At 42.4% G+C, this 20,818-nt stretch carries 16 protein-coding genes and 4 tRNA genes; 7 read left to right on the top strand and 13 right to left on the bottom strand.

Translation table 11 applies throughout. The annotated features are described in order from the left end of the window. Positions 1–39: 39 nt before the first annotated feature. The 9 genes from INT03_RS05135 to INT03_RS05175 form a co-directional block, all read right to left on the bottom strand. Positions 40–114: transfer RNA gene (locus INT03_RS05135), tRNA-Thr, on the bottom strand. A gap of 119 nt (positions 115–233) precedes the next feature. Further along, positions 234–307, bottom strand: a tRNA-Gly gene (locus INT03_RS05140). Between the two features lie 84 nt (positions 308–391). Next, positions 392–475, bottom strand: a tRNA-Tyr gene (locus INT03_RS05145). Positions 476–542: 67 nt separating this feature from the next. Then, positions 543–618 (bottom strand) — tRNA-Thr (locus INT03_RS05150). A 182-nt stretch (positions 619–800) separates the two neighbouring features. Next, positions 801–2,297, bottom strand: coding sequence for an anthranilate synthase component I family protein (locus tag INT03_RS05155; RefSeq protein WP_193007875.1), 1,497 nt, complete (start codon positions 2,295–2,297; stop codon positions 801–803). Between the two features lie 213 nt (positions 2,298–2,510). Continuing rightward, a complete protein-coding gene (locus tag INT03_RS05160; protein ID WP_193007876.1) occupies positions 2,511–3,677 on the bottom strand; it encodes an FHA domain-containing protein in 1,167 nt (388 codons plus the stop codon). Between the two features lie 123 nt (positions 3,678–3,800). Next, entirely contained in the window at positions 3,801–4,655 is an 855-nt protein-coding gene (locus INT03_RS05165) for an RsiV family protein (protein ID WP_193007877.1), read from the bottom strand. 213 nt (positions 4,656–4,868) lie between these two features. Beyond that, on the bottom strand, positions 4,869–6,464 hold the full coding sequence (locus INT03_RS05170; protein WP_045453786.1) for a peptide chain release factor 3: 1,596 nt from the start codon (positions 6,462–6,464) through the stop codon (positions 4,869–4,871). Positions 6,465–6,652: 188 nt separating this feature from the next. Further along, the gene (locus tag INT03_RS05175) at positions 6,653–7,576 is read right to left on the bottom strand and encodes a hypothetical protein (RefSeq protein WP_193007878.1); all 924 of its coding nucleotides are present in this window, start codon (positions 7,574–7,576) and stop codon (positions 6,653–6,655) included. Positions 7,577–7,854: 278 nt separating this feature from the next. Between INT03_RS05175 and INT03_RS05180 the strand changes: the two genes are divergently transcribed. The 3 genes from INT03_RS05180 (at position 7,855) to INT03_RS05190 (ending at position 12,370) form a co-directional block, all read left to right on the top strand. Beyond that, complete coding sequence (locus INT03_RS05180) at positions 7,855–8,268, top strand: organic hydroperoxide resistance protein (RefSeq protein WP_060490459.1); 414 nt, start codon at positions 7,855–7,857, stop codon at positions 8,266–8,268. A gap of 197 nt (positions 8,269–8,465) precedes the next feature. After that, positions 8,466–11,456 (top strand): DNA polymerase I, encoded by a 2,991-nt coding sequence (gene polA, locus INT03_RS05185; protein WP_413469135.1) that lies wholly within the window; start codon positions 8,466–8,468, stop codon positions 11,454–11,456. A 122-nt stretch (positions 11,457–11,578) separates the two neighbouring features. Beyond that, positions 11,579–12,370: a WG repeat-containing protein gene (locus INT03_RS05190; RefSeq protein ID WP_193007879.1), complete on the top strand. Its 792-nt coding sequence runs from the start codon at positions 11,579–11,581 to the stop codon at positions 12,368–12,370. A gap of 37 nt (positions 12,371–12,407) precedes the next feature. On the opposite strand, the gene INT03_RS05195 is transcribed toward INT03_RS05190, so the two are convergent. Next, entirely contained in the window at positions 12,408–13,184 is a 777-nt protein-coding gene (locus INT03_RS05195; protein ID WP_193007880.1) for a hypothetical protein, read from the bottom strand. Positions 13,185–13,276: 92 nt separating this feature from the next. Between INT03_RS05195 and INT03_RS05200 the strand changes: the two genes are divergently transcribed. From INT03_RS05200 to INT03_RS05210, 3 genes are all read left to right on the top strand, one after another. After that, positions 13,277–14,437, top strand: a complete 1,161-nt coding sequence (locus INT03_RS05200) for a hypothetical protein (RefSeq protein ID WP_193007881.1) — start codon at positions 13,277–13,279, stop codon at positions 14,435–14,437. A gap of 251 nt (positions 14,438–14,688) precedes the next feature. Then, entirely contained in the window at positions 14,689–15,237 is a 549-nt protein-coding gene (locus tag INT03_RS05205; protein WP_226950365.1) for a hypothetical protein, read from the top strand. Positions 15,238–15,531: 294 nt separating this feature from the next. Continuing rightward, positions 15,532–16,317 (top strand): SDR family NAD(P)-dependent oxidoreductase, encoded by a 786-nt coding sequence (locus INT03_RS05210; protein WP_193007883.1) that lies wholly within the window; start codon positions 15,532–15,534, stop codon positions 16,315–16,317. Positions 16,318–16,382: 65 nt separating this feature from the next. Here the strand turns inward: INT03_RS05210 and INT03_RS05215 are convergent, their stop codons facing one another. Further along, positions 16,383–17,684, bottom strand: a complete 1,302-nt coding sequence (locus INT03_RS05215) for a right-handed parallel beta-helix repeat-containing protein (protein WP_193007884.1) — start codon at positions 17,682–17,684, stop codon at positions 16,383–16,385. 199 nt (positions 17,685–17,883) lie between these two features. On the opposite strand from INT03_RS05215, the gene INT03_RS05220 reads away from it, so the two are divergent. Beyond that, a complete protein-coding gene (locus INT03_RS05220; RefSeq protein WP_055125701.1) occupies positions 17,884–18,216 on the top strand; it encodes a hypothetical protein in 333 nt (110 codons plus the stop codon). 118 nt (positions 18,217–18,334) lie between these two features. On the opposite strand, the gene INT03_RS05225 is transcribed toward INT03_RS05220, so the two are convergent. Next, complete coding sequence (locus tag INT03_RS05225) at positions 18,335–19,027, bottom strand: BPSS1780 family membrane protein (RefSeq protein ID WP_193007885.1); 693 nt, start codon at positions 19,025–19,027, stop codon at positions 18,335–18,337. Between the two features lie 323 nt (positions 19,028–19,350). Further along, positions 19,351–20,370 carry a ferrochelatase gene (gene hemH / locus INT03_RS05230; RefSeq protein ID WP_193007886.1) on the bottom strand — a complete coding sequence of 340 codons (1,020 nt, stop codon included), beginning with the start codon at positions 20,368–20,370 and terminating at the stop codon, positions 19,351–19,353. Positions 20,371–20,818 lie beyond the last annotated feature (448 nt).

Here is a 20,818-nt window from a genome sequence, read left to right on the forward strand (position 1 = left end):
AAAGATGGCAAAGCAAACACAAGAGGTTTAAACAATAAATGGAGCTCATATTGAGAATTGAACTCAAGACCTCTCCCTTACCAAGGGAGTGCTCTACCGCTGAGCTATATGAGCATGTTTTTAATAACCACAAAAAACAACTTATGGATTTACTAAAAAAAATATCACGATACAGCAATACTAAAACTGACTGTCGTGATGATTTATTGATAATCTTTGCGATGTTGTATATATGGAGCGGGTGGCGGGAATCGAACCCGCGTCATTAGCTTGGAAGGCTAAGGTGTTACCATTATACCACACCCGCAATTACTCTTATTCAAGAGGACTCTAATCGAGAGTCATTAAGTATAAAGAGTATGCTTGGCGCTATGACAAACTTAAAAAAATATGGTGGTGGGAGAAGGATTCGAACCTTCGAAGCTTTCGCGACAGATTTACAGTCTGTTGGGTTTGACCGCTCCCCAATCCCACCTTAGGTTGCTTTAAACAAAAATGGCTTTAGTTTAAGACAAATTCATAAAAAGCTACTTTAAGAGAGATGGTGCCGACTGCCGGGATCGAACTGGCGACCTACTGATTACAAGTCAGTTGCTCTACCAACTGAGCTAAGTCGGCTTGTTCTCTTAAAGTGGTGGCTATTCTATCAAATTTTTTGAAAGACGCAAGCCCTTTTTTGCCTTTTTTATGATTATTTCAATAAAAAAATATAACTGATTGATTGTAATGATGTTTTTTTAAATAAAAAATAGGCTGTTTTTCCACAATAACCGCGTACTGTGTTTTTATGACTGGAGTCCCTAGCGAATCCGTAAACCATTACACGCCATTTTTACCGCTTTGACCAACGCCAATGCTTTTTTGTTGGTCTCTTCCCACTCTGCTTCTGGAATAGAATCAGCGACCACCCCAGCGCCCGCTTGGATATGAATTTTACCACGGCGCATCACAGCAGTACGAATAGCAATGGCGGTATCCATGTTGCCATGCCAGCCTAGATAACCCACTGCGCCACCAAATACCGTTCGGCGGACTGGCTCTATCTCGTCAATGATTTGCATGGCGCGTATTTTGGGCGCACCTGATAGCGTACCAGCGGGGAACGTCGCACAAAAAACATCCAACGCATCCTTATTGGGCAATATCGTCCCTTCAACATTAGAAGCAATGTGCATCACTTGCGAATAACGCTCGACAAACATCTTTTCGGTGACTTTGACACTGCCATATTCACAAACGCGGCCAATATCATTACGACCCAATTCGATAAGCATCAAGTGCTCGGCGATCTCTTTTTTATCACTCAGCAGCTCTTCTTCAAGCGCTAAATCTTCCGCTTCATTTTGTCCGCGTTTACGAGTACCCGCCAATGGTCGTACCGTCACTTTGCCATTTTCGATACGTGATAATATCTCAGGGGATGCTCCAATAATGTCGAAACGCTTGTGATCATCGAGGGTATAACCATGCACCAGAAACAGATAAGGCGATGGATTTAAGAATCGTAGGGCACGATAAACTGCTAATGAGTCGCCAGTATAATCCGCCGTCAAACGCTGCGCAGGAACGACTTGCATGACATCGCCTGCTAAAATGTAATCCTTTATTTTATTGACATCATGACAATATTTCTGCGCGCCTGTTTGTGAGGTAAATGTCGGCGTCGGCATTACGGGTGCGCTCAGATTTGGCATTTCTGCCAGTTTTTCTTCAATTTTTTCTAGCTCGCGGATGGCATTGCTATAGCCATCTTCAGTGTGACAATCAGCATAGACGATGATAGATAACGTATTTTCTAAACTGTCAAAAACAATCACGCTCATTGACAGCATCAGCCACATATCCGGCATTGTCATCGGATTGGGGGCGTCTGACAAACCCACGCTTGGCTCGATAACCCTCACCATGTCATAGCCAAAGTAACCTACTAAGCCGCCGCTAAAGCTCGGTAGCGTTGCAATATCCTCGACTGTTGGCATCTTATATTGCGCCATTAGCTGACGGATATAGTCAAACGGCTCAGCGACTGCATCGACATCGGTGTGGTCATTTTTTTTGACGGTCATATTACCATCGGCATACTGCAAAATGAGATCACTACCTAAACCAATCATCGAATATCGAGCCCAACGCTCCCCGCCTACGACAGACTCAAATAAATATGCAGAGCCGTTTAAATCACGTACTTTAGAAAATACAGATACTGGTGTCTGTGCATCCATTAGACGTTTTTTTATCAGTGGAGCATGACTAAAGCCACGGTCTTTAAAAGCTTGATATTCTTCAAAGTTCATCATAATAATGCTCTCTTAACAAAATATTGGCAAAAGATAAAACAGCAGACTGTTAAATAAAATATAGCGTCAACACTCTATTGAATGTTGACGCTATCAAAGTGGCATATTCGTAAGGGTTGCTAGACTATTAGCCGATAGTAGCTAACAATGGGCTAATAATTATACCAAAGCCGCTTGGATTAGAGCATCTCAAACGCACTGGTCAGTACTTAGTTACGCACCGCCCATGTTAAATAACCACAATGCTAACGCAATAATGATGATGGCAATAAACACCCAAATAAACCAACCACCGCTTGGTTTTTTCTCTGCCTGTCCTGCATTGGCTGGATTGCTGATAGTCTGATCCATCGCATTATTACCTTCTGTCCCAACATCACGAGATTGACCTAGATTGGCAGTGCCAGAAAATTGTGCGGTTGCCGCCTGCTTAGCTCGTAGAATGTCGGGATCTGCTTCTTCTTGTAGAGCAGTTTTAGTCGTTTTGTCATGCTCTGATTCAACTGCTGGCTTTTCATGTACAGCTGACTGCTCTACTAATGACGTATCATGAGCAGGTGCTGTCGGTGCCGCCTCTGTCGCTGTGACGGCTTCTGGCTGACTTACAGCAGGTTGTGCATCTATTACAGTTGCAGCGGGGACTGGTGCCGCTTCAGTTGTGTTAGACACGGTATTATCTATAGCCGTTAGGACTTCATCGATGCCCGTTTGTTTCACAATCGGCTCCTGAATCGGCTCCTGTAAGACTGGTTCAACTGTTTCATTAACACTGGTCTCAGCTACCGCTACTGAGTCTGCTACTCTATCCGAGGCTGTATCAACAGGTACTGTCTTCACATCAGCTGTCACAGGCAGAATATCTTCGACGCCCGTTTGCTTAACAATCGGCTCTTTTACTACTGATTCATGAATAACAGGTTCACTCACCGTCGAGTCTTCGACAGCCTGTGTTTCGGCAGTCGTTTCAGCAACCACTGTCTCAGTCTTAGCCACTGAATCCTGTACTGCTACGGGCGCTAATACATCAGTATCTGTGGCAGCAAGTGGCGCGTTTACCTGAAAGCTGAAACTGGCAAATCCAATGGTATCATTTACCTGTAAAAGGCTCGATGTATTACCTTCGATACGCTGCTCGTTGATAAATGTACCGTTCGATGAGTCTAAATCTTTGACATACAATCGACCATCTAAGATGCTTAACACCGCATGATTACGCGATACTTGCTTGCTACCAAGTACCACGTCATTGTCGCTGCCACGACCAACAGACAGGCTGTCATTGACCGTTAACGTTAGGTCACCAAGCGCTTCTGTTAAGGCATTAAGTTGCCAAGTCTCTGTGTCGACTGTCGCCTTCATACTATCTGTATTGTTCGTCATGCGGTAACTCCTTATTCTTTTATTAAATTTCAAATGGTTTTAGATAAATCATTGCCAATTTTTTAAGAGATTTTACGATTTTTTTAATATAAACCGTAATAAGTTATGCAATGACTATCTGAACTATTTAGGTATAAAGTGCGGCTTTATGACACCGTCGAGCTTACTGTACGGGATACTAAGTACTGGCATACCATAAGCATATGGGCCGATAGAATAATGCTGATAACGGATATCGATGCCTTTATCCGTCAGTGTCACATTGTCACTTAAGGTAAATGGCCAGTTTTTCTCATAACTACTGACATCGTCGTCAACCGTTTTCACCCAAGTTTTATAAGCATCATAAGCAAGCGCTTTAAAACGTGATTCCTTGCCTGATTGAAGTATATCCTTAAGCGTGATTTGTTTTTTGGTATTAAGGTCAAATATTAAGTATTCGCTATAAGGCATGCCATGAGCGCCACCAGTAAAGACATAAGTATTGATTTCAAACAGTTCAAAATCACTGACATGACCCAAATACTCAGGCGTTACCATTAGGCTATAAGCCCATGAACTGCCCTCTGGCATATCTATAAACTGTGAGCTGGCAAAATCATCAATGGCGGCTTTCACCATTGTCTGATTGACGTTCGTTTTGATAGGCGCAGATTCAGTCGGTTTACTATTGACGACTAAATTATTAATACGCGCATTGGCGATATCATTGATCCAACCGTGATTGGTCTTCAGATATTTGATGTCAATCTCTGGACAGTTATCGCGCTCAACACACTGTGCTTGCACTTTTTTAGGCAGCTCATATTCTAGATAATCCGTGCTACTGATGAGATTACCTGCATTGGCAGGCATCGCGATGCTACCTAGCAGTAAACTGCCGGCAAGCAGTCTCAGCATATGACTACGACTTGCTGTCATCGATAAATGCGGATTCATTGTTGGCTGATTGATATCAATTTGATTCGCAGCGTTCATATATCCTCTTTTATAAACATAAGATGTTACTTGATATTCTACCGTAACAATGACGATGTATTGTAGGAACACTGTTTGTGTTTTTAGGGTTTTGCTGTCTCCTGCTAACGAATAGCTACCTACCCTCTCTCGTTTCATGCCTAAATCTAAGCTAATAAAAAAGACACGGCTGGCGTGTCTTAAAAGATAAACTAACTCGTAAAATGATGAATTTTAGTGCTCACGAGTATTGCTAAAAGTGACTTCTGGATAGCGATCTTGCATAAGCTGCAAGTTGACCCGTGATGGGGCAAGATACGTTAAATAACCACCGCCATCTAGCGACAGCTGGTCATGGGCTTTGCGTTTGAATTTCGCCAATGCCACTTCATCATCACAATGAATCCAGCGTACGGTGGCAATCGATACTGGCTCAAAGATACACTGTACTTTGTACTCTTCTTTGAGGCGATGCGCGACCACTTCAAACTGTAGTACACCAACCGCGCCCAAGATTAAATCGTTGTTAATCTGCGGCATAAAGACCTGTGTCGCGCCCTCTTCGCTTAGCTGCTGTAGCCCTTTTTGCAAGGCTTTTGATTTGAGCGGATCTTTTAGAATGACACGGCGGAACAATTCAGGCGCGAAATGCGGAATACCCGTAAAGTTCAGCTCTTCGCCTTCCGTAAAACTGTCACCGATAGAGATGGTGCCGTGATTATGCAAACCGATGATATCACCCGGATACGCTTCTTCTAACGCTTCGCGGTCCCCTGCCAAAAAGGTCAGTGCATCGGCAATACGTACGTCTTTACCCAAACGTACATGCTTTAGCTTCATGCCTTTTTCATACTTGCCTGAACACACGCGTAAAAATGCAATGCGATCACGATGGCGTGGGTCCATATTGGCCTGAATTTTAAAGACAAAACCACTAAAATCCGTCTCTGTTGCCGCTACTTCACGCTCATTGGTTGGATGCGACTTGGGTGGCGGTGCATATTTGATCAAGGTATCAAGTACCATGTTTACGCCAAAGTTGCCCAATGCTGTACCGAACAATACTGGCGTCATCTCGCCCGCTAAGAACGCCTCAACGCTAAATTCTTCTAACGCCATTTGTACCAGCTCAAGTGACTCTTCGAAGGCATCAAACATCAATTGACCCAAACGCTCACGGATATCTGGATAATCATAGCCCGCGCGGGTCTCAGAGACTGTCATCTTGCCGCCATTACCTTTTTCATAAAGGTAGGTCTTATTTTCGGTCAGATGATAGACACCAACGAAATCTTGTCCCATACCAATCGGCCAAGTCACTGGAATACATTTAATTTTTAACACTGCCTCAATCTCGCTAAGCAGCTCAAGCGGCTCACGAATTTGACGATCCAGCTTGTTGACAAATGAGATGATTGGCGTGTCGCGCATGCGGCAGACTTCCATCAGCTTGATGGTTCGCTCTTCGACCCCTTTAGCCCCATCGACCATCATCAGTGCGCTATCGACAGCGGTCAAGGTACGATAGGTGTCTTCACTAAAATCGGCGTGACCTGGTGTATCCAATAGATTGACCACATGGTCTTGATAAGGAAACTGCATGACAGAGGTAGTGATCGAGATACCACGCTCTTGCTCCATACTCATCCAATCTGATGTCGCATGGCGATCTGTTTTTCGGCCTTTGACCTCACCTACTACCTGAATTGCCTGACCCCATAATAGTAACTTTTCAGTCATGGTGGTCTTACCTGCATCGGGATGCGAGATAATGGCGAAAGTACGGCGTTTAGCCACTTCTTTGTTTAATTTCTTTGGATCTACGCTCATAATTTTTGGCTTCAACCTTAACTTCAAAAAGGCTGTCTTTTAGACAGTAATCTAACTAAATAGAATAAATAATGAGCGTATTGTAGCGGATTTAGCGTCAAGGTGCAGAATTAGCGCATAAAAAAACACTCCCTAGATAGTCAAATAGAGAGTGTTGGTCAATTTTTTAACATGATGAGTTTTTAAGATTAATAGTAGCGTTTGATTTGTGCGGCCAAGAAATCTCCTGCGACTTCATTGACTATCGTACAATCCACCACACCGCGAAGACTGTTGGTATTCGGATTTATCACACCTTTGGCAACATAATTTGCTTCATAAATAGCATTTTTATCATTCGTGCCATCGTTATATTCGACACCATTGTACTGATAAGCAGGCTGATTCCGGTATTCTAAGAACGTCACTTGTGCCGCTTTTTGCTTATTGCCTATGCCTACACCAAACTCAGAGGTTCTGTAGCCTCTATCATCGCTAAAACGGTTTTCAGCCGCATCAATCCACTTATCGATCGATGTATATCCCGTCTTGTTTTTGTCGTTAAAGGCTAAAAACGAGCGTTCGCTCTCGACTACTGGAAGATAGCAAACAGAGCCTATCGGAAACTCTGCATTAGCCGGAATCTTAGGATAATTATTCAAGTCCGTGAGAATACCGCGACTGTTATTTATGTTTGTACCAGCGCTATAACTGTTTGCCTGCAAGCCTGATAAGTTAAGCGTCTTATAATTGGTTTCGTAGTCTAGCTTGTTATTACTGTTTTTTTCATAGATGGGACGTTTGACCGTGCGGTTATCAACTTCAATGTTTTTGTTTTCCAGTCGCCCTTCGAAGTTGTCTGATAATACCGTTCTGTCCAAAGTATTCAAACCTTGATTACTATAATTATTAACGATATTTTTTATCTTGATTTCACGCTCACCAGTACGGTAGGTCTCATCGATGCGTGCAATGGCACTATCTTTCGCTTGCTTATCATAGCTATTGTCAAAGCTGGTCAGCGTAATCTTATTATTACCCGAACCATAAATACCATCATCCTCCCCACCGCAGCCAGCAAGGGTAAATGTTAGCAAAGAAAGTGCAATAGGTAACACCATTGATTTATTCATCGAATAAGACCTTTATTGGTTAGATTTTTTATCATCTATTTTGATAACTTTATTTTTTACAGCTATATTCCTATATTACATTAATACTTCTGTTACTTATAGCGATTAAGCTTTTCTTGCGATAGTTAAATGCAGCTAAAGATTCTACTAACAGTTCACTTACAAATCCACAGTATATACTTACGACTGACCTATATTGCTCATGCACTGGTTTGTTATGCTGAATCCCTATCAAAATTTATTGCTTAAACATAAAAACTCACAACAAAGGATATGTTATGAAAACACTATATTCCACCAAAGCAACAGTTACTGGCGGTCGTACAGGTAATGCCAGTCTGCAAGACAGTGATTTGACGATTAATATGGTCGCGCCGGGTTCCAGTAAGGACGGTAATAATCCAGAACAGTTATTTGCGATGGGCTATGCCGCTTGCTTTGATGGCGCACTTGCTGCGGTCAAAGGGGCAGAAAAAGCAAAGTTTGACTCTACCACTGAAGTATCCGTAGATTTAATGAAAGGTGAAGGCTTAGATTTTCAATTAGCCGTGAAAATTCATGTCACTGCTGAAAACACAGAGCTATCAGCGGATGAGTTCCAAAAGTTGGTCGAAAAAGCCAATAAAGTCTGCCCATATTCTAAAGCGACTCACGGTAATATCGATAGTGAAGTGACTTCAGAAGTGAGATAGATTTTTAACAATAACAATGTCGGCTTTATCTATAAGAGAACTCAGTAAATACTGGGTTCTTTTTTTATGAGCGTCTGTCAGCAGTAGAAATATCATAACTATCGAGAAGTTCGGCAAGGTCTGATTTTATCGTTATAATGGAAGCATCGTTTTATCTGATATTTACTCTATCTGATACCTAATAATAAGTGACTTTTATGACTGACCATATGACCGAATCCTCCGCAGACAATAACCACAACTCACATCAAGCGCTTGACCCTAAAGCCTTACCAAATTTTGATACCATGCCCAACGTAGCGACTATGGACACCAGTCACGTGGACAAAAACCAGCCACCTTTTATTTTGGTTGATGGCTCTTATTATCTGTTTCGCACTTATCACGCCTTGCCAAAGACTATGCAAAACTCGCAGGGGCTAATAACGAATGCCATCCGTGGCACGCTCAATGCGCTACTAAAACTGATGCGTCGATATCATCCTACTCACATGGCGGTCTGTTTTGATACCAAGTCACCTACTTTTCGCCATCATATGTCTGCTGACTATAAGGCGGCGCGTCCACCCATCGACATAGAGCTGGTGGAGCAAATTCCTTATATCCATCGCTTGGTAACCGCTTTGGGCATTCCACTGTTACGCATCGAAGGTGCAGAAGCAGATGACATTATAGGCACACTGGCGCACCGTGCGGTCGAGCAAGGTCATCATGTGGTTATCTCAACCGGCGATAAAGACATGATGCAACTGGTTAATGACTGTGTCATATTGGAAGATAGCTTCACGGGTAAAGTGACAGATACCCAAGCGGTCATCGAAAAATTCGGTATTAATCCAAACCAAATGATTGATTTTTTGACCTTGATGGGTGATGCTTCTGACGGTATTAAAGGCGTGCCCGGTATCGGTAAAAAGACGGCGAAAGACTTGCTCGTTGAATACGGTGATATCGACAATATGTTAAAGCACATCGGTTTTATTAAAGGACGCGGCGCTAAAGGCTTGATTGAGCATGCAGAGGAAATTCCATTCAATGCCAAACTGGCCACTATCGTCACAGACTTAGATATCGGTCAAGACTGGAATGATTTGAAAATCGATACCAATCCTTGTGCTCATATAGATGAACTGCGCGAGCTATATAGCGAGCTTGAGTTTAGAAATGAGCTTGCTTCTCTTGACCACCCAAACCATCCAGCCAATGCTAATGGGAACGGCGTACAAAGTGTTGCAAGTAGCCAAGCAGATGCAGAATCACAAGCACAAATCGCTAAATCGCTACAATCAAGCAGTATTGATAATGTTCCAGACAGCAAACAGCATGATAGAGCGTGGCATACTGTGCTCGACGAACCAGCTTTTGAGAGTCTAGTCGAATTATTAGAGTCTGCGCCGCACTTTGTCATTGATACCGAAACCACTAGCGTCCATTGGCGTCAAGCACAAATCGTCGGTTTGTCTTTTGCGGTACAAGCGCATGAAGGCTATTATATACCACTGACACATGCGCTAGAGGGTGACGAGCTGACGGCTAAACAGCTCGACCGTGATAGCGTTTTAACACGTCTAAAACCTATTTTAGAAAACCCAAATATCGGTAAAATCGGTCAGCATTTAAAGTACGACGCCCATATTCTCAGCCATTATGATATCGATTTATTGGGTAATATTCATGCTCGTCCCAATAATTGGGCGATGGATACCATGCTTGCCAGCTATGTAATTAATGCCGCCATCACTCGTCATGGCATGGATGATTTGGCACGCCATTATCTACAAATGCAAACCATCAGCTATGAAGATGTCGCTGGTAAAGGCGCTAAGCAAGTCACCTTTGACCAAGTCGCCATCGATATTGCTAGCGACTATGCTTGTGAAGATGCTGACATTACTTATCAGCTATTTGAGGTGTTCAGCGTTGAGCTGGTGAACGATGCCAATAATGCCAAATTATTACACGAGCTAGAGATACCAACCGCCGAAATACTTTGTCAAATGGAAGCAAACGGTATCTTAATCAAACGCCCATTTTTAAACGAGCTATCAAAGCGCTTCGATGAAGAAATTATCGCGCTAGAAAAACGCGCTTATGAAGTGGCAGGAGAAGAGTTTAACCTCGGCTCACCTAAGCAGCTCGGTGAGATGCTATTTGAAAAACTCGGCGTTCCGGGTGGCAAAAAAACCAAATCGGGTCAATACTCTACTGGTGAAGCCGTACTGTCAAAAATCGATCATCCATTGGTCGATATCACCTTAGAATATCGCGGTCTATCTAAGCTCAAAAGCACTTATACCGATGCGCTTGATAATGTCGCAGATTCTGAGACTGACCGCGTACATACCAGCTATCATCAAGCATTGACCAGTACTGGGCGTTTGTCTTCGACTGATCCCAATTTACAAAATATTCCGATTCGTACCGCGACTGGTCGCTTGATTCGTCAGGCCTTTATCGCCCCAGAAGGTCGCGTTATTTTGGCGGCGGATTATTCACAAATTGAATTGCGTCTCATGGCGCATTTCTCAGGCGATAAAAACTTAACTGACGCCTTTAATGAAGGGTTAGATATTCACGCTGCGACTGCCGCTGAAGTACTTGGCAAGGATGTTGCCGACGTGACCTCGACCGAGCGCCGTAATGCCAAAGCCATTAATTTTGGTCTGCTATACGGTATGAGCGCCTTTGGACTTGCCAAGCAACTACAAATGAGTCGCAATGAGGCACAAGATTATATTGATATGTATTTTGATCGCTATCCGGGTGTCAAAAACTATATGATCAATACTCGCGCCAGTGCTCACGAGCAAGGCTATGTAGAGACGATATTAGGTCGTAAGCTCTACACGCCTGATATCACTCACAGCAACCGCATGGTCAAGCAAGGCGCTGAACGTGCTGCGATTAACGCGCCACTACAAGGGTCAGCGGCAGATCTAATTAAGCTGGCTATGATTGCTGTCGATAAAGTACTGCCAAAAGCGCAAGCCAAAATGCTACTACAAGTCCATGATGAATTGGTGTTTGAAGTGGATAGTGACAAGGTAGATGAGATTAGCCAATTGATTACCGATGCCATGCAAGATGTCTTAACGACCACTGCTGTCGAAAAGGGCTGGAATGTGAGGTTTGCTGTGCCATTATTAGTTGAGACGGGTGCTGGCGAGAACTGGGATGAGGCGCATTAAGCGTTTTTGTAGAATAAAACAGCTCAAGACCTAACGTTTTTATTTTATAGGATATGGGCTGTTCTTTAGATTGCCCATATCATACCCAATCGATAGTATCTAATTCGTAGGAGCTGACGTTGATGACTAAGGATTCCGTTATCAAACAATTATTGACCACACTCATCCTAGCTTTTAGCTTGTCTTTAAGCAATTACGTAATAGCATGCGGATTATTGCCAGGATATAAGTTGTCGAAGGGAGTAAGTTGGGGTGAGCTATGTGACTTCAATGAAGGTTTAGCAAGTGCTCAGAAAGATGGGAAATATGGTTTTATTGATAAACAAGCCAATATCATCGTTCCATTCAGTTATAACTTTACTGCTGAGTTTTCTGATGGACTCGCCATCGTTAAAAAAAATGAACATCATGGATACATCAACAAAAAAAACCAAGTCATTATTCCGATAATATATGATGATGTCAGACCTTTTTCTGAAGGTAAGGCGGCTGTTGAGTACGAGGGTAAATGGGGTGTTATTAATGATACTGGCGAACTTACTATTCCATATCAGTTTGACGAAATCAGGTATTTCTCAGAAGGACTAGCACCTGTAAGAAAGGATGAACTGTGGGGTTATATTGATAGCAGTGGAAAGACTGTTGTACCCTTAAACTATCTGAATGCTGATTCATTTCATAATGGCTTGGCAGTCGTGGCAAAAGAGAATGGTTATGGCATGATAAATAAAGATAATAAAATAATCGTCCCTACGGAGTATGACATGCCTATTTTCATTGATAATTATTACATAGATACTTTTAAGTTTTTGAAAGGCAATAATTTTTATTATTTTGATTCAAATGGTGATCGCTTAGCTGTTAGCAGCTATCTTGACACGATGCCTGAAGTGATACTCGATAGACAAAGATAAATACAGTAACCGCTAAAGATAATAAGAATTTTTCATCTTAACTTTTATCATCTGGCAAGTTAAACATCTGTGTCTGCTCGTTGAACTCTACAATAAAGCTATCTGTACCTTTATCCAGACTAGAGGGTATTGGCTCGTAGTTGTTATCATAAAGACCGTGTTCGTAATTGACAGTGACTTTTAAGGGATAAAAGCCTTGAGTCATAACCCCACCTGTATTGATACTAACATCACTTTCAGCTTCACCATATGACTGTTTACTCATAAGCTCATACGAATAATCTAAATCCAATCTTGCCACTTCTTCGACTTTACCACTTGTCATAGCAGCGTACATACTCCAAGAACAATTGGTTTGACCACCTGCACCGGAGCCACAAAACTTACCTACCCAACCGTACCTATCAGCACCCACTTCTCTTAAATCGAAACCTATCAGCTGACTTTGACCTGCTCCACCATTTCTTATGTAAGGCTCGCTTGCAGAGACGACCCAAGAGTTGCCTAATTTATAAAGTATGAATAAACCGCCAAATCCTGGTGTCACTCGTGCACCATCTTCCACCGTATCACCAGAAACCAATACATATAAAGTATCTACTCCCTCGATGTTTTTAAATTCATAATGCTTAGGAGCAAGGCAATAGATTTCTGAGCCGTCGTCATATAAGGTACAACCACGCAACTTATCATAGCTTGAACTGTAATAAACACTCATAATTTTTTCGACAGCTTGTCTGATATCAAGAGATATTTCAGCATGTGCTGAAGGCAAGACCATCAGAAACAAGCTTACAATGATTAAAACTTTCATATAATAGCGCCTCTATATGTATGTGCTTAACGACCTATGGCATAATACTTTTGTTTGTCCTTTTTAGCTACCCAAAGTAATTGAAGCTCTCCATGATTAAACCAGCAAATCTCAACACCATTACCCTTTACACACTTGCCAGCTTAAGTTTATGCACGCAAGCATGGGCGGATACTACGCCCACCACAGAGCCGAAAGTCGAACCGCTAAAATCTGACACTTCTTCGTTATCTCATGATGCTAACTCTAATCGAGATGAAAACCTCAATCAATTTGGCTATCGACCTCAACCTACCGAAACATCTGCCGAGCAGTCCGCTCCATCAGTACAAGGAGCACAAAATTGGACGGACGAACGCCGTGAAGAGGTCCAAGAGCAGCTGCATGAATGGGCACACAAAATGGACGGTTGGTTCGGCGAACCGGATCCCAAAAAACCCGCCAAAGCCAGTTTACGAGTTGTACTAGATACCCGCTGGGTCAACGATCCACAATCAGGCAGTGATATAAGCGTTGAACCTAGGATTCGCGGCCGCTTACGATTGCCAGTGTTAGAAAAAAGATTGAGCCTGATTATCGGTGATGAGGATTTGGATGAAGATACTTTCTTAAAACAGAATGTGACGGGCGATACCTACCAAGCAAATACCAGTAACCAAGATGGACTCGTCAACAGGAGAAAAACGCGAGAAGACAATGGTTCTATCGCCCTTCGTTGGTCACGTTTTAGTCATGAGGTTGAGCAGCAGTTAGGGGTCAAAACAGATATCGATGTCGGGGTTCGCTCGCTCGATGACTTATACGTAAAAATGAGCGTCGATAAAGACTGGTATGACAACAAAAAATGGACTGTCACTAGTGATAGTTACTATCGTTATGGACTCGATAGTGAGCACTATGCAAAAGGCGGGCTAAATCTGCAATATGGCACAAATCCTGAGCGGTTCATCAATAATCGCACCGCCATCCGTTATCGCAATCAAGACAATGAAGAAAGCACAGACTGGAGCAATGACCTCAGACAAGTACACTACTTGGGCAATGAAAAACAGCTGGCTTATGGTGTCTCTACTGGCGGTTACTTTGACCATGACAAATCAACATTAAACAGCTATGGCCCTGCTATAAGCTACCGCCAACCCGTCTGGCGAGAGTGGCTTTATGTACAAACAGAGCTAAATTATTACAATGATAAAACAGCGGATAAGGACCATTACCCGTCAGCATTATTACGGATGGAAGCCTTATTTTAACCCTGCCATCTATTGAATTGGTTGTATCATCATAGGTATAAATAGCCGCTAGCAATGTGCATAAAAAAGGGCATTTGTTTGCTTGTATTAACAATGACATATGACTCATTAGTTATATTAAATAACGTTATAGCACTGACATTGGCGTTATAATAGCGGTCTATTACGTTACCTGTAATTAAATAAGTTTCGGTCTAAAGTGAGCCTTTGTGCTCACTTTTTTTATTTTAAAAAATCAGGAGATTTTTATTTTGAGTTCAGATGGCATCATCGAAATTCCTGGCATTATTATTTTATTCGTCTGTCTGCTACGTTGTGTGCAGTATTTACTACAGAGCTCTGCCGCAAATACGTTTAAACAGATTCGAGCTTTTTGGTTGGCAGCGGTGCTGGTATTCTTTGCTGTGATACGCCGTGAGTTAAATTATCTACCAGACTTATTGGTTCCCACTGACTTTGTGTTGTTCAGCCATTCTTATGACTGGTGGGAAGACCTCGTCCTGACCATCGTTTATGTGCTGATCGTTGGTTTATTGGCTTATTCATGGCGTTATCTTTGGGCAATATTAAAAAAAGTACCCGTTTCTTTGTATTTTAGCGTCGCCGCCTTGGCATTATTAGAATATATGGGCGAAAACGCCATTATGATTCCCGAAGCTTTTGGCGTCATCACAGAAGAGCTGTCAGAGACTGCTATTTATGGCATTGCCTTGATTTATTTGTGGCGCTTAAACTTAGACGAGTACGACTGTCAAGCAGAAGGGACGAGCGAGCTGCATTGTCAAACGGCTTCACACTAACGCAGAGTGTCTCTGCTAACAGTGATAACTACTCGTTATATTAATCACCATGCGCTCTACATCAATAGTTATACTCTCTAGCAAAATACATTTAGACGAATTTGTTATACTACAGTCGGTTCAATTTAAAAATAGTACAAGGCAACCGAGTGTAGATGTATATTTAATACTTCAAGCGAGGCTAACGCAGTAATATTATTATAGTGGAATGGCTATAATAATAAGCCCGAGGGATAAGCACTCTAATATATGACCTCGATTTACTCATGATTAATAACGATTAAGTCACTTATTATGAATATATTGATTACAGGCGCATCACGTGGTATCGGTTTGGCCACCGCCAAAAAGCTGGCGGAAAAAGGCCACAATATTGGGTTATTTGCGACCACTACTGCCACACTTGAAAGCGCCATTAAAGACAAATCTTTTAAGAAAGCCGTCAAACAACAGCGTATTATCACAGGTCTGCTGGATGTCACCCAACCTGACTCATGGGACAATGCGATCAATCAAATGATTGAACATTTCGGTGGTATTGATGCACTCATTAATAATGCTGGGGTGCTGGTCAGTGGCGCATTACCAACGACCAACTTGGATGAGCAACTGGCTTTAATTGACGTCAACTGTAAAGGTGTTTTGATTGGCTGTCATAAACTGGCGCCTTATCTGGCTGATAGCAAAGACGGCAAGATTATCAATGTGTCCTCTGCTTCTGCTATCTATGGTCAACCCGAAGTTGCGACTTATGCGGCCAGTAAGTTTTTTGTGCGAGGTCTCACAGAAGGCCTTAATATTGAGTACGAAAAATTGGGTATCAAGGTGATCGATGTGATGCCGCTGTGGGTCAAATCTGACATGACTGCTGACATCGAAGTGACCAGTATGGATCGCTTGGGCATCCATCTAACGGTCAACGATGTCGCCAAAACATTGTTTAAATTGACGACCAGTCCCAATCGTAAACTCAAAAGTACGCATTACTCTGTGGGCATGCCAGCAAAAATCTTTCAAGCAGTCTCGCAAGTCACGCCAGATTCTGTAATCCGCTGGGTCAATACCAAGGTTGGTGCTTAATAGCAACATCACCTATTCGTTATACTGTTGTTTACCGATAACGCTTATTTAATATACAACCACACTTACGGCTGCTCAATATGAGTAGCCGTTTTGCTTGCCTCACGAATTTTTATGGCTTGCTCAGCAGTTTTACCAGTAAAAATATTGTTTTTAATAACCGTCTCTTTTATCGCCCCTGCTGCGCTGTCTTCCCGAATTTCAGAACCGACATAAATGGGTAAACGCACGTTCGCTGCGAACTTATTGCTAGCTATTAGCGTGCCATCATCCTCTACGATAATGCCCTGCTCGACTTGCTCAAATCGATTATCGATGATCTGATTGTCCTTAGCGCTGTCTAAATGATAGCTGGCAAATGGCGTTTGCTTCAGCAAATAAGCACCGCATTCAAAACCTTTGAGATTGCGCGACTGTCTTGACGCTACCCAAACCCCGACTGGCTCGTCGTTAAAAGTATTGCCACGAATCATATTGTCACGGCTCGACTCGGTACGCTTAAAGTGATTGCCACGCGCCCGATCATCAGCATGCTCAAAGCAATTGCGATACAGCAAAATACTGCCTGCCCCATTATGGATAAATTGATTGTTTTCGATACGGTTATTGCTCGACGAATCCACGGCAATGGCCTCACGATTGGGCTTAAAGGTACGGAAACCATTACCGACAAACACCGAATTTTGAATCACATTATCGCGGCTACCAAATTCCAGATATAATCCAACGGTGCCTGCATTTTGAATACGTACTTTATCAAAGCTCACGCCATGCACATGATCACCGACGAACATGCCACTATTGATACTGTTTTGACTACTCACATTAATCACACGAATATCGCTTGGTGCAAGCGCACGATTGGCAGCAGGGTCTATCAAGCCGCGCGCATAACGCTGATTGGGCTGGCTATATTGGCGAATATGTAGCGCATGACCATAGCCATCCACATGACAATTGGCAACGGTAATATCTTCGATAGCGCTATCTGTTTTGGGCTTAATCATAATTGCACTGGCCGTTGACGCATCATCAGCGCGAGTACTGAGTAGTGCGCCCTGACAGTCGAGAGAACTGTGCGAATCATTCAACTCAAAGCGTATCGACTTGGCTGTCAAATCACAGCTTGCACTGAGTACGCTGTGACCTTTTACCTTAACTATTTGCTTCGGCGTTAATTGTGCGCAGTCTATGGCTGTCGTGTCTTTTGGCAGTTTGGCATCGATAATTAACGGCTGTTTTAAATCAGCATTATCCAAGCTGCTATGGGCGCTGCTACCAGAAAAAGGTACACCTTCACAAGCAGTCAAACCTATTGTGGCACTGATTAAGGATATTGTGACGAACAACCTACTACTTGATACCATCGTATATTTCCTACTTTTATGTCTATCTTGTACTTGTCTTACATTTTTTGAACATCCTGTGACACCTTACTACTATTAGCAAGCGTCATAACACGTCACAATGTTTTTAATAAAGTCACAATGCTTTTAATAAATAAATCTTAATAAATAAAATCAGTCACATCCATTAATAATAACTATCGATAATAAGGAAACCATAATGGACCACTCAAAAAGCCCATTACCAGAAGCAATGGATCACATTGAAGGTGATACGGACGTCAATAATAACAGCCAAGAAATTGATTTGGCTGACCCTATGTTGCATACCATTGATAATGATGATGTCATTGACAATAGCGCAGGATTTGACAACTCGCAAGCCGGCAGTGATGCGATTCAAGGGCTGACACCCATGCATCATCAAAATATAGACGAATCGCGAATCGATGAAGTATTAGTGGATGATAATTTGGATGACAGCGATTACCCAGATATTGTCGATATCGCTGATAGAGATGCGGCGGAACGTAGCAATGACGACGACTTTTAACCAAGCTCTTTCATGATAAAAAAGCTCTCTCATAACAAAAAAGCACGCCCGTTATATCGAGCGTGCTTTTTTATTGTGCTTACCGTACTTCTGATATCAGGGTCTGTTGAGCAACCAACTATAGCGCTGACAATGGCTGATCTGTCCAAACATCTCGGTAACTGGTGTAGTAGGTAATCATGCCTATTGGAAGCAGTGCTAATATACCTAGCCCTAGTGTAAAAACTACCATCAATATCATTATTATAGGAGCAATCAACCAAAAAACGAAAAATGGTAAGATATTTTTTAAACACCCTTTAAAACTCATTTTCATTGCCTGAACAGGCTCAATGTTGTGAAGCACAATTAAAGCAGGTGCAAACCAGATAGCCATAAGTACAGGAAATAATAGTACAAAAACCAATAAAACACTCAATACCATACCTGCAATCGCAACGTCACTTGACTCCTGAGCTAAAGACAAAGCCATACCACCGAATATAATCAGCATAGGTATCATTGCAACAATAACAGCCACTAAATACAATACAAATAAAATAACTAATGGCTTGAGATGCGTATAAAAGGCTGAAAAAAGATGGTCAAACCTCAGCTCGTTACCTACAGCTTGATCGGCACAACCTTTTATTATTCCACCAACAAACACAAAGGAAAGAAAAGGGAAAATGAAATTTATCACGGGTACGCTACTACCAATCATAGCAATGATTAAATAAACAACACCAATAGCTAACCATAATAAAAATTGATCTTTAAATATTGCAAATGCTTTGGTAATCCAACTTATACCCCACCCTGCTTGGCACATTCGAGGTTCTACCAATAACTGTGGTAATAGGCCGCCATACTCGTCAGTGGGCGGTAAGTTCGGTGGTTGACCGTTAGGTTTTTGTAGAGACACAGAAGGTTGTGAATAATTGGAGCTGCACATATTTATCCTCAAAAATAAAGTTAAGCAAATGTGAAACTAACAATGACAATGAAACAAAAGTTTATTTGGCATAGTTTTACATATCAGTCACCAAAAATCCCAACTTTATTCTATTTTAATCAAATTCATTAAAATCATTTAGTCAAAAAAATACCGAACATGATGTCCGGTATTTTTTTATAACTTACAAATTCAATTAATCAAGCCCAACCATCTAGCGTTCCCGCCCAGCCTTTGACCAATGGCGCACTAAGCGCTTCGAGAAAATCAATGTGCGCCTCATCCAAGTTCAATGCGGGAATATAGTGATATTCTTGTCCACCCGCGTGGAGAAAGTTTTCACGATTTTCGATGGCCAGCTCTTCTAGCGTTTCCAGACAATCAGCAGAAAAAGCCGGACTAATGACTTGTACCGAGCGCACACCTGACTTGCCCCACTCTTCTAGTACCACGTCGGTATAGGGCTTGACCCATTCTTGCTTGCCAAAGCGTGATTGAAAACTGATAATCCATTCGTCATCTTTTAGACCAAGCGCGTGAGCCACTTGTGCGGCAGTACATTTACAACGCTTAGGATACGGATCACCTTTATCAGCATAAGGCTGCGGGATACCGTGGAAGCTAAACATCAGCTTGTCAGGCTTGCCATGCTCTGCCTGAAATCGGCGAATCGAATCAGCCAATGCTTGAATGTACAGCGGATGCGCAAAGTAATCTTTGACAATAGTATAGTTCGGCAAATTACGCTGCTTGAGCGTCCACTTTGTCAACGCATCATAAACAGCACCACCAGAGGAAGCGGAATACTGTGGAAATAATGGCAAGATAACAAAGTGATCAACGCCTTCACCGCGTAAGGTATCCATCACATCAGGTAAACCAGGATTGCCATAGCTCATCGCCGGATGGACAGAAACCCGAAATGGCGCGGCACTGTTTGCAAGCCGTGGTTCCAATAGCTCCACTTGGCTCTTTAGTATCTTACGAATCGGTGAGTCGCCTTCCCAAATACTGGCATAGGCTTTTGCCACACGTTTAGGGCGGCTTGGCAATACAAACAAATTGAGAATAATCGCCCACAAGAATTTCGGAATCTCGATTACTCGTGGGTCAGACAAAAACTGTTTTAAGTAACGACGGACAGCTGGCGCTGTTGGCTCATCTGGCGTACCTAGGTTCACTAATAGGACGGCAATACGGGGAGGCAGTTCAGGTTTCATAGCAGCACTATTTTATTATTAGGTTAATTAAAGAAGAATATGCGATAAAAGATTATTAAGTCATGGTTGATTGAATGCTTTGTTAGTGTAGCATTTTATCCATTAATAACGCATGGTAAAAGCACCCTTATACAATTTGATACTTAGTTGCTATTTATTGACAGTCATCAATCATTGATTCACCCTAACTCTTCTCTACCTACCACCCATCGTCCCTAACAACCATGCTTAAAAGACTATGCTCAAAAGACTCGCTCGACGGTTGTACTCCTACGCGCATCACCATACAATAGGCAAGCACATTGTAAGAAAAACATTTAGAAAACAGTGTCGGCAAAGCAGTATTGGCAACACTGCCTATCGACAGTTTGCCCTTTTTATTTTATTGATGATTGTTGTCTTGCGAGGTAGCTTTGAACGCACGCCCTAATAATACCAGTGACCAGTC

The sequence above is a fragment of the Psychrobacter sp. PG1 genome, assembly GCF_014897815.1.
Taxonomy (GTDB): Bacteria; Pseudomonadota; Gammaproteobacteria; order Pseudomonadales; family Moraxellaceae; genus Psychrobacter.

Bases quoted from the DNA above. Each gene is read 5' to 3' on its own strand.
- INT03_RS05190 (WP_193007879.1), top strand. From the start codon at position 11,579: ATGACTAAGGATTCCGTTATCAAACAATTATTGACCACACTCATCCTA.
- INT03_RS05160 (WP_193007876.1), bottom strand. From the start codon at position 3,677: ATGACGAACAATACAGATAGTATGAAGGCGACAGTCGACACAGAGACT.
- INT03_RS05165 (WP_193007877.1), bottom strand. From the start codon at position 4,655: ATGAACGCTGCGAATCAAATTGATATCAATCAGCCAACAATGAATCCG.
- hemH (WP_193007886.1), bottom strand. From the start codon at position 20,370: ATGAAACCTGAACTGCCTCCCCGTATTGCCGTCCTATTAGTGAACCTA.
- INT03_RS05195 (WP_193007880.1), bottom strand. From the start codon at position 13,184: ATGAAAGTTTTAATCATTGTAAGCTTGTTTCTGATGGTCTTGCCTTCA.
- polA (WP_413469135.1), top strand. From the start codon at position 8,466: ATGACTGACCATATGACCGAATCCTCCGCAGACAATAACCACAACTCA.
- INT03_RS05170 (WP_045453786.1), bottom strand. From the start codon at position 6,464: ATGAGCGTAGATCCAAAGAAATTAAACAAAGAAGTGGCTAAACGCCGT.
- INT03_RS05215 (WP_193007884.1), bottom strand. From the start codon at position 17,684: ATGGTATCAAGTAGTAGGTTGTTCGTCACAATATCCTTAATCAGTGCC.
- INT03_RS05175 (WP_193007878.1), bottom strand. From the start codon at position 7,576: ATGAATAAATCAATGGTGTTACCTATTGCACTTTCTTTGCTAACATTT.
- INT03_RS05220 (WP_055125701.1), top strand. From the start codon at position 17,884: ATGGACCACTCAAAAAGCCCATTACCAGAAGCAATGGATCACATTGAA.
- INT03_RS05155 (WP_193007875.1), bottom strand. From the start codon at position 2,297: ATGATGAACTTTGAAGAATATCAAGCTTTTAAAGACCGTGGCTTTAGT.
- INT03_RS05180 (WP_060490459.1), top strand. From the start codon at position 7,855: ATGAAAACACTATATTCCACCAAAGCAACAGTTACTGGCGGTCGTACA.
- INT03_RS05210 (WP_193007883.1), top strand. From the start codon at position 15,532: ATGAATATATTGATTACAGGCGCATCACGTGGTATCGGTTTGGCCACC.
- INT03_RS05225 (WP_193007885.1), bottom strand. From the start codon at position 19,027: ATGTGCCAAGCAGGGTGGGGTATAAGTTGGATTACCAAAGCATTTGCA.
- INT03_RS05200 (WP_193007881.1), top strand. From the start codon at position 13,277: ATGATTAAACCAGCAAATCTCAACACCATTACCCTTTACACACTTGCC.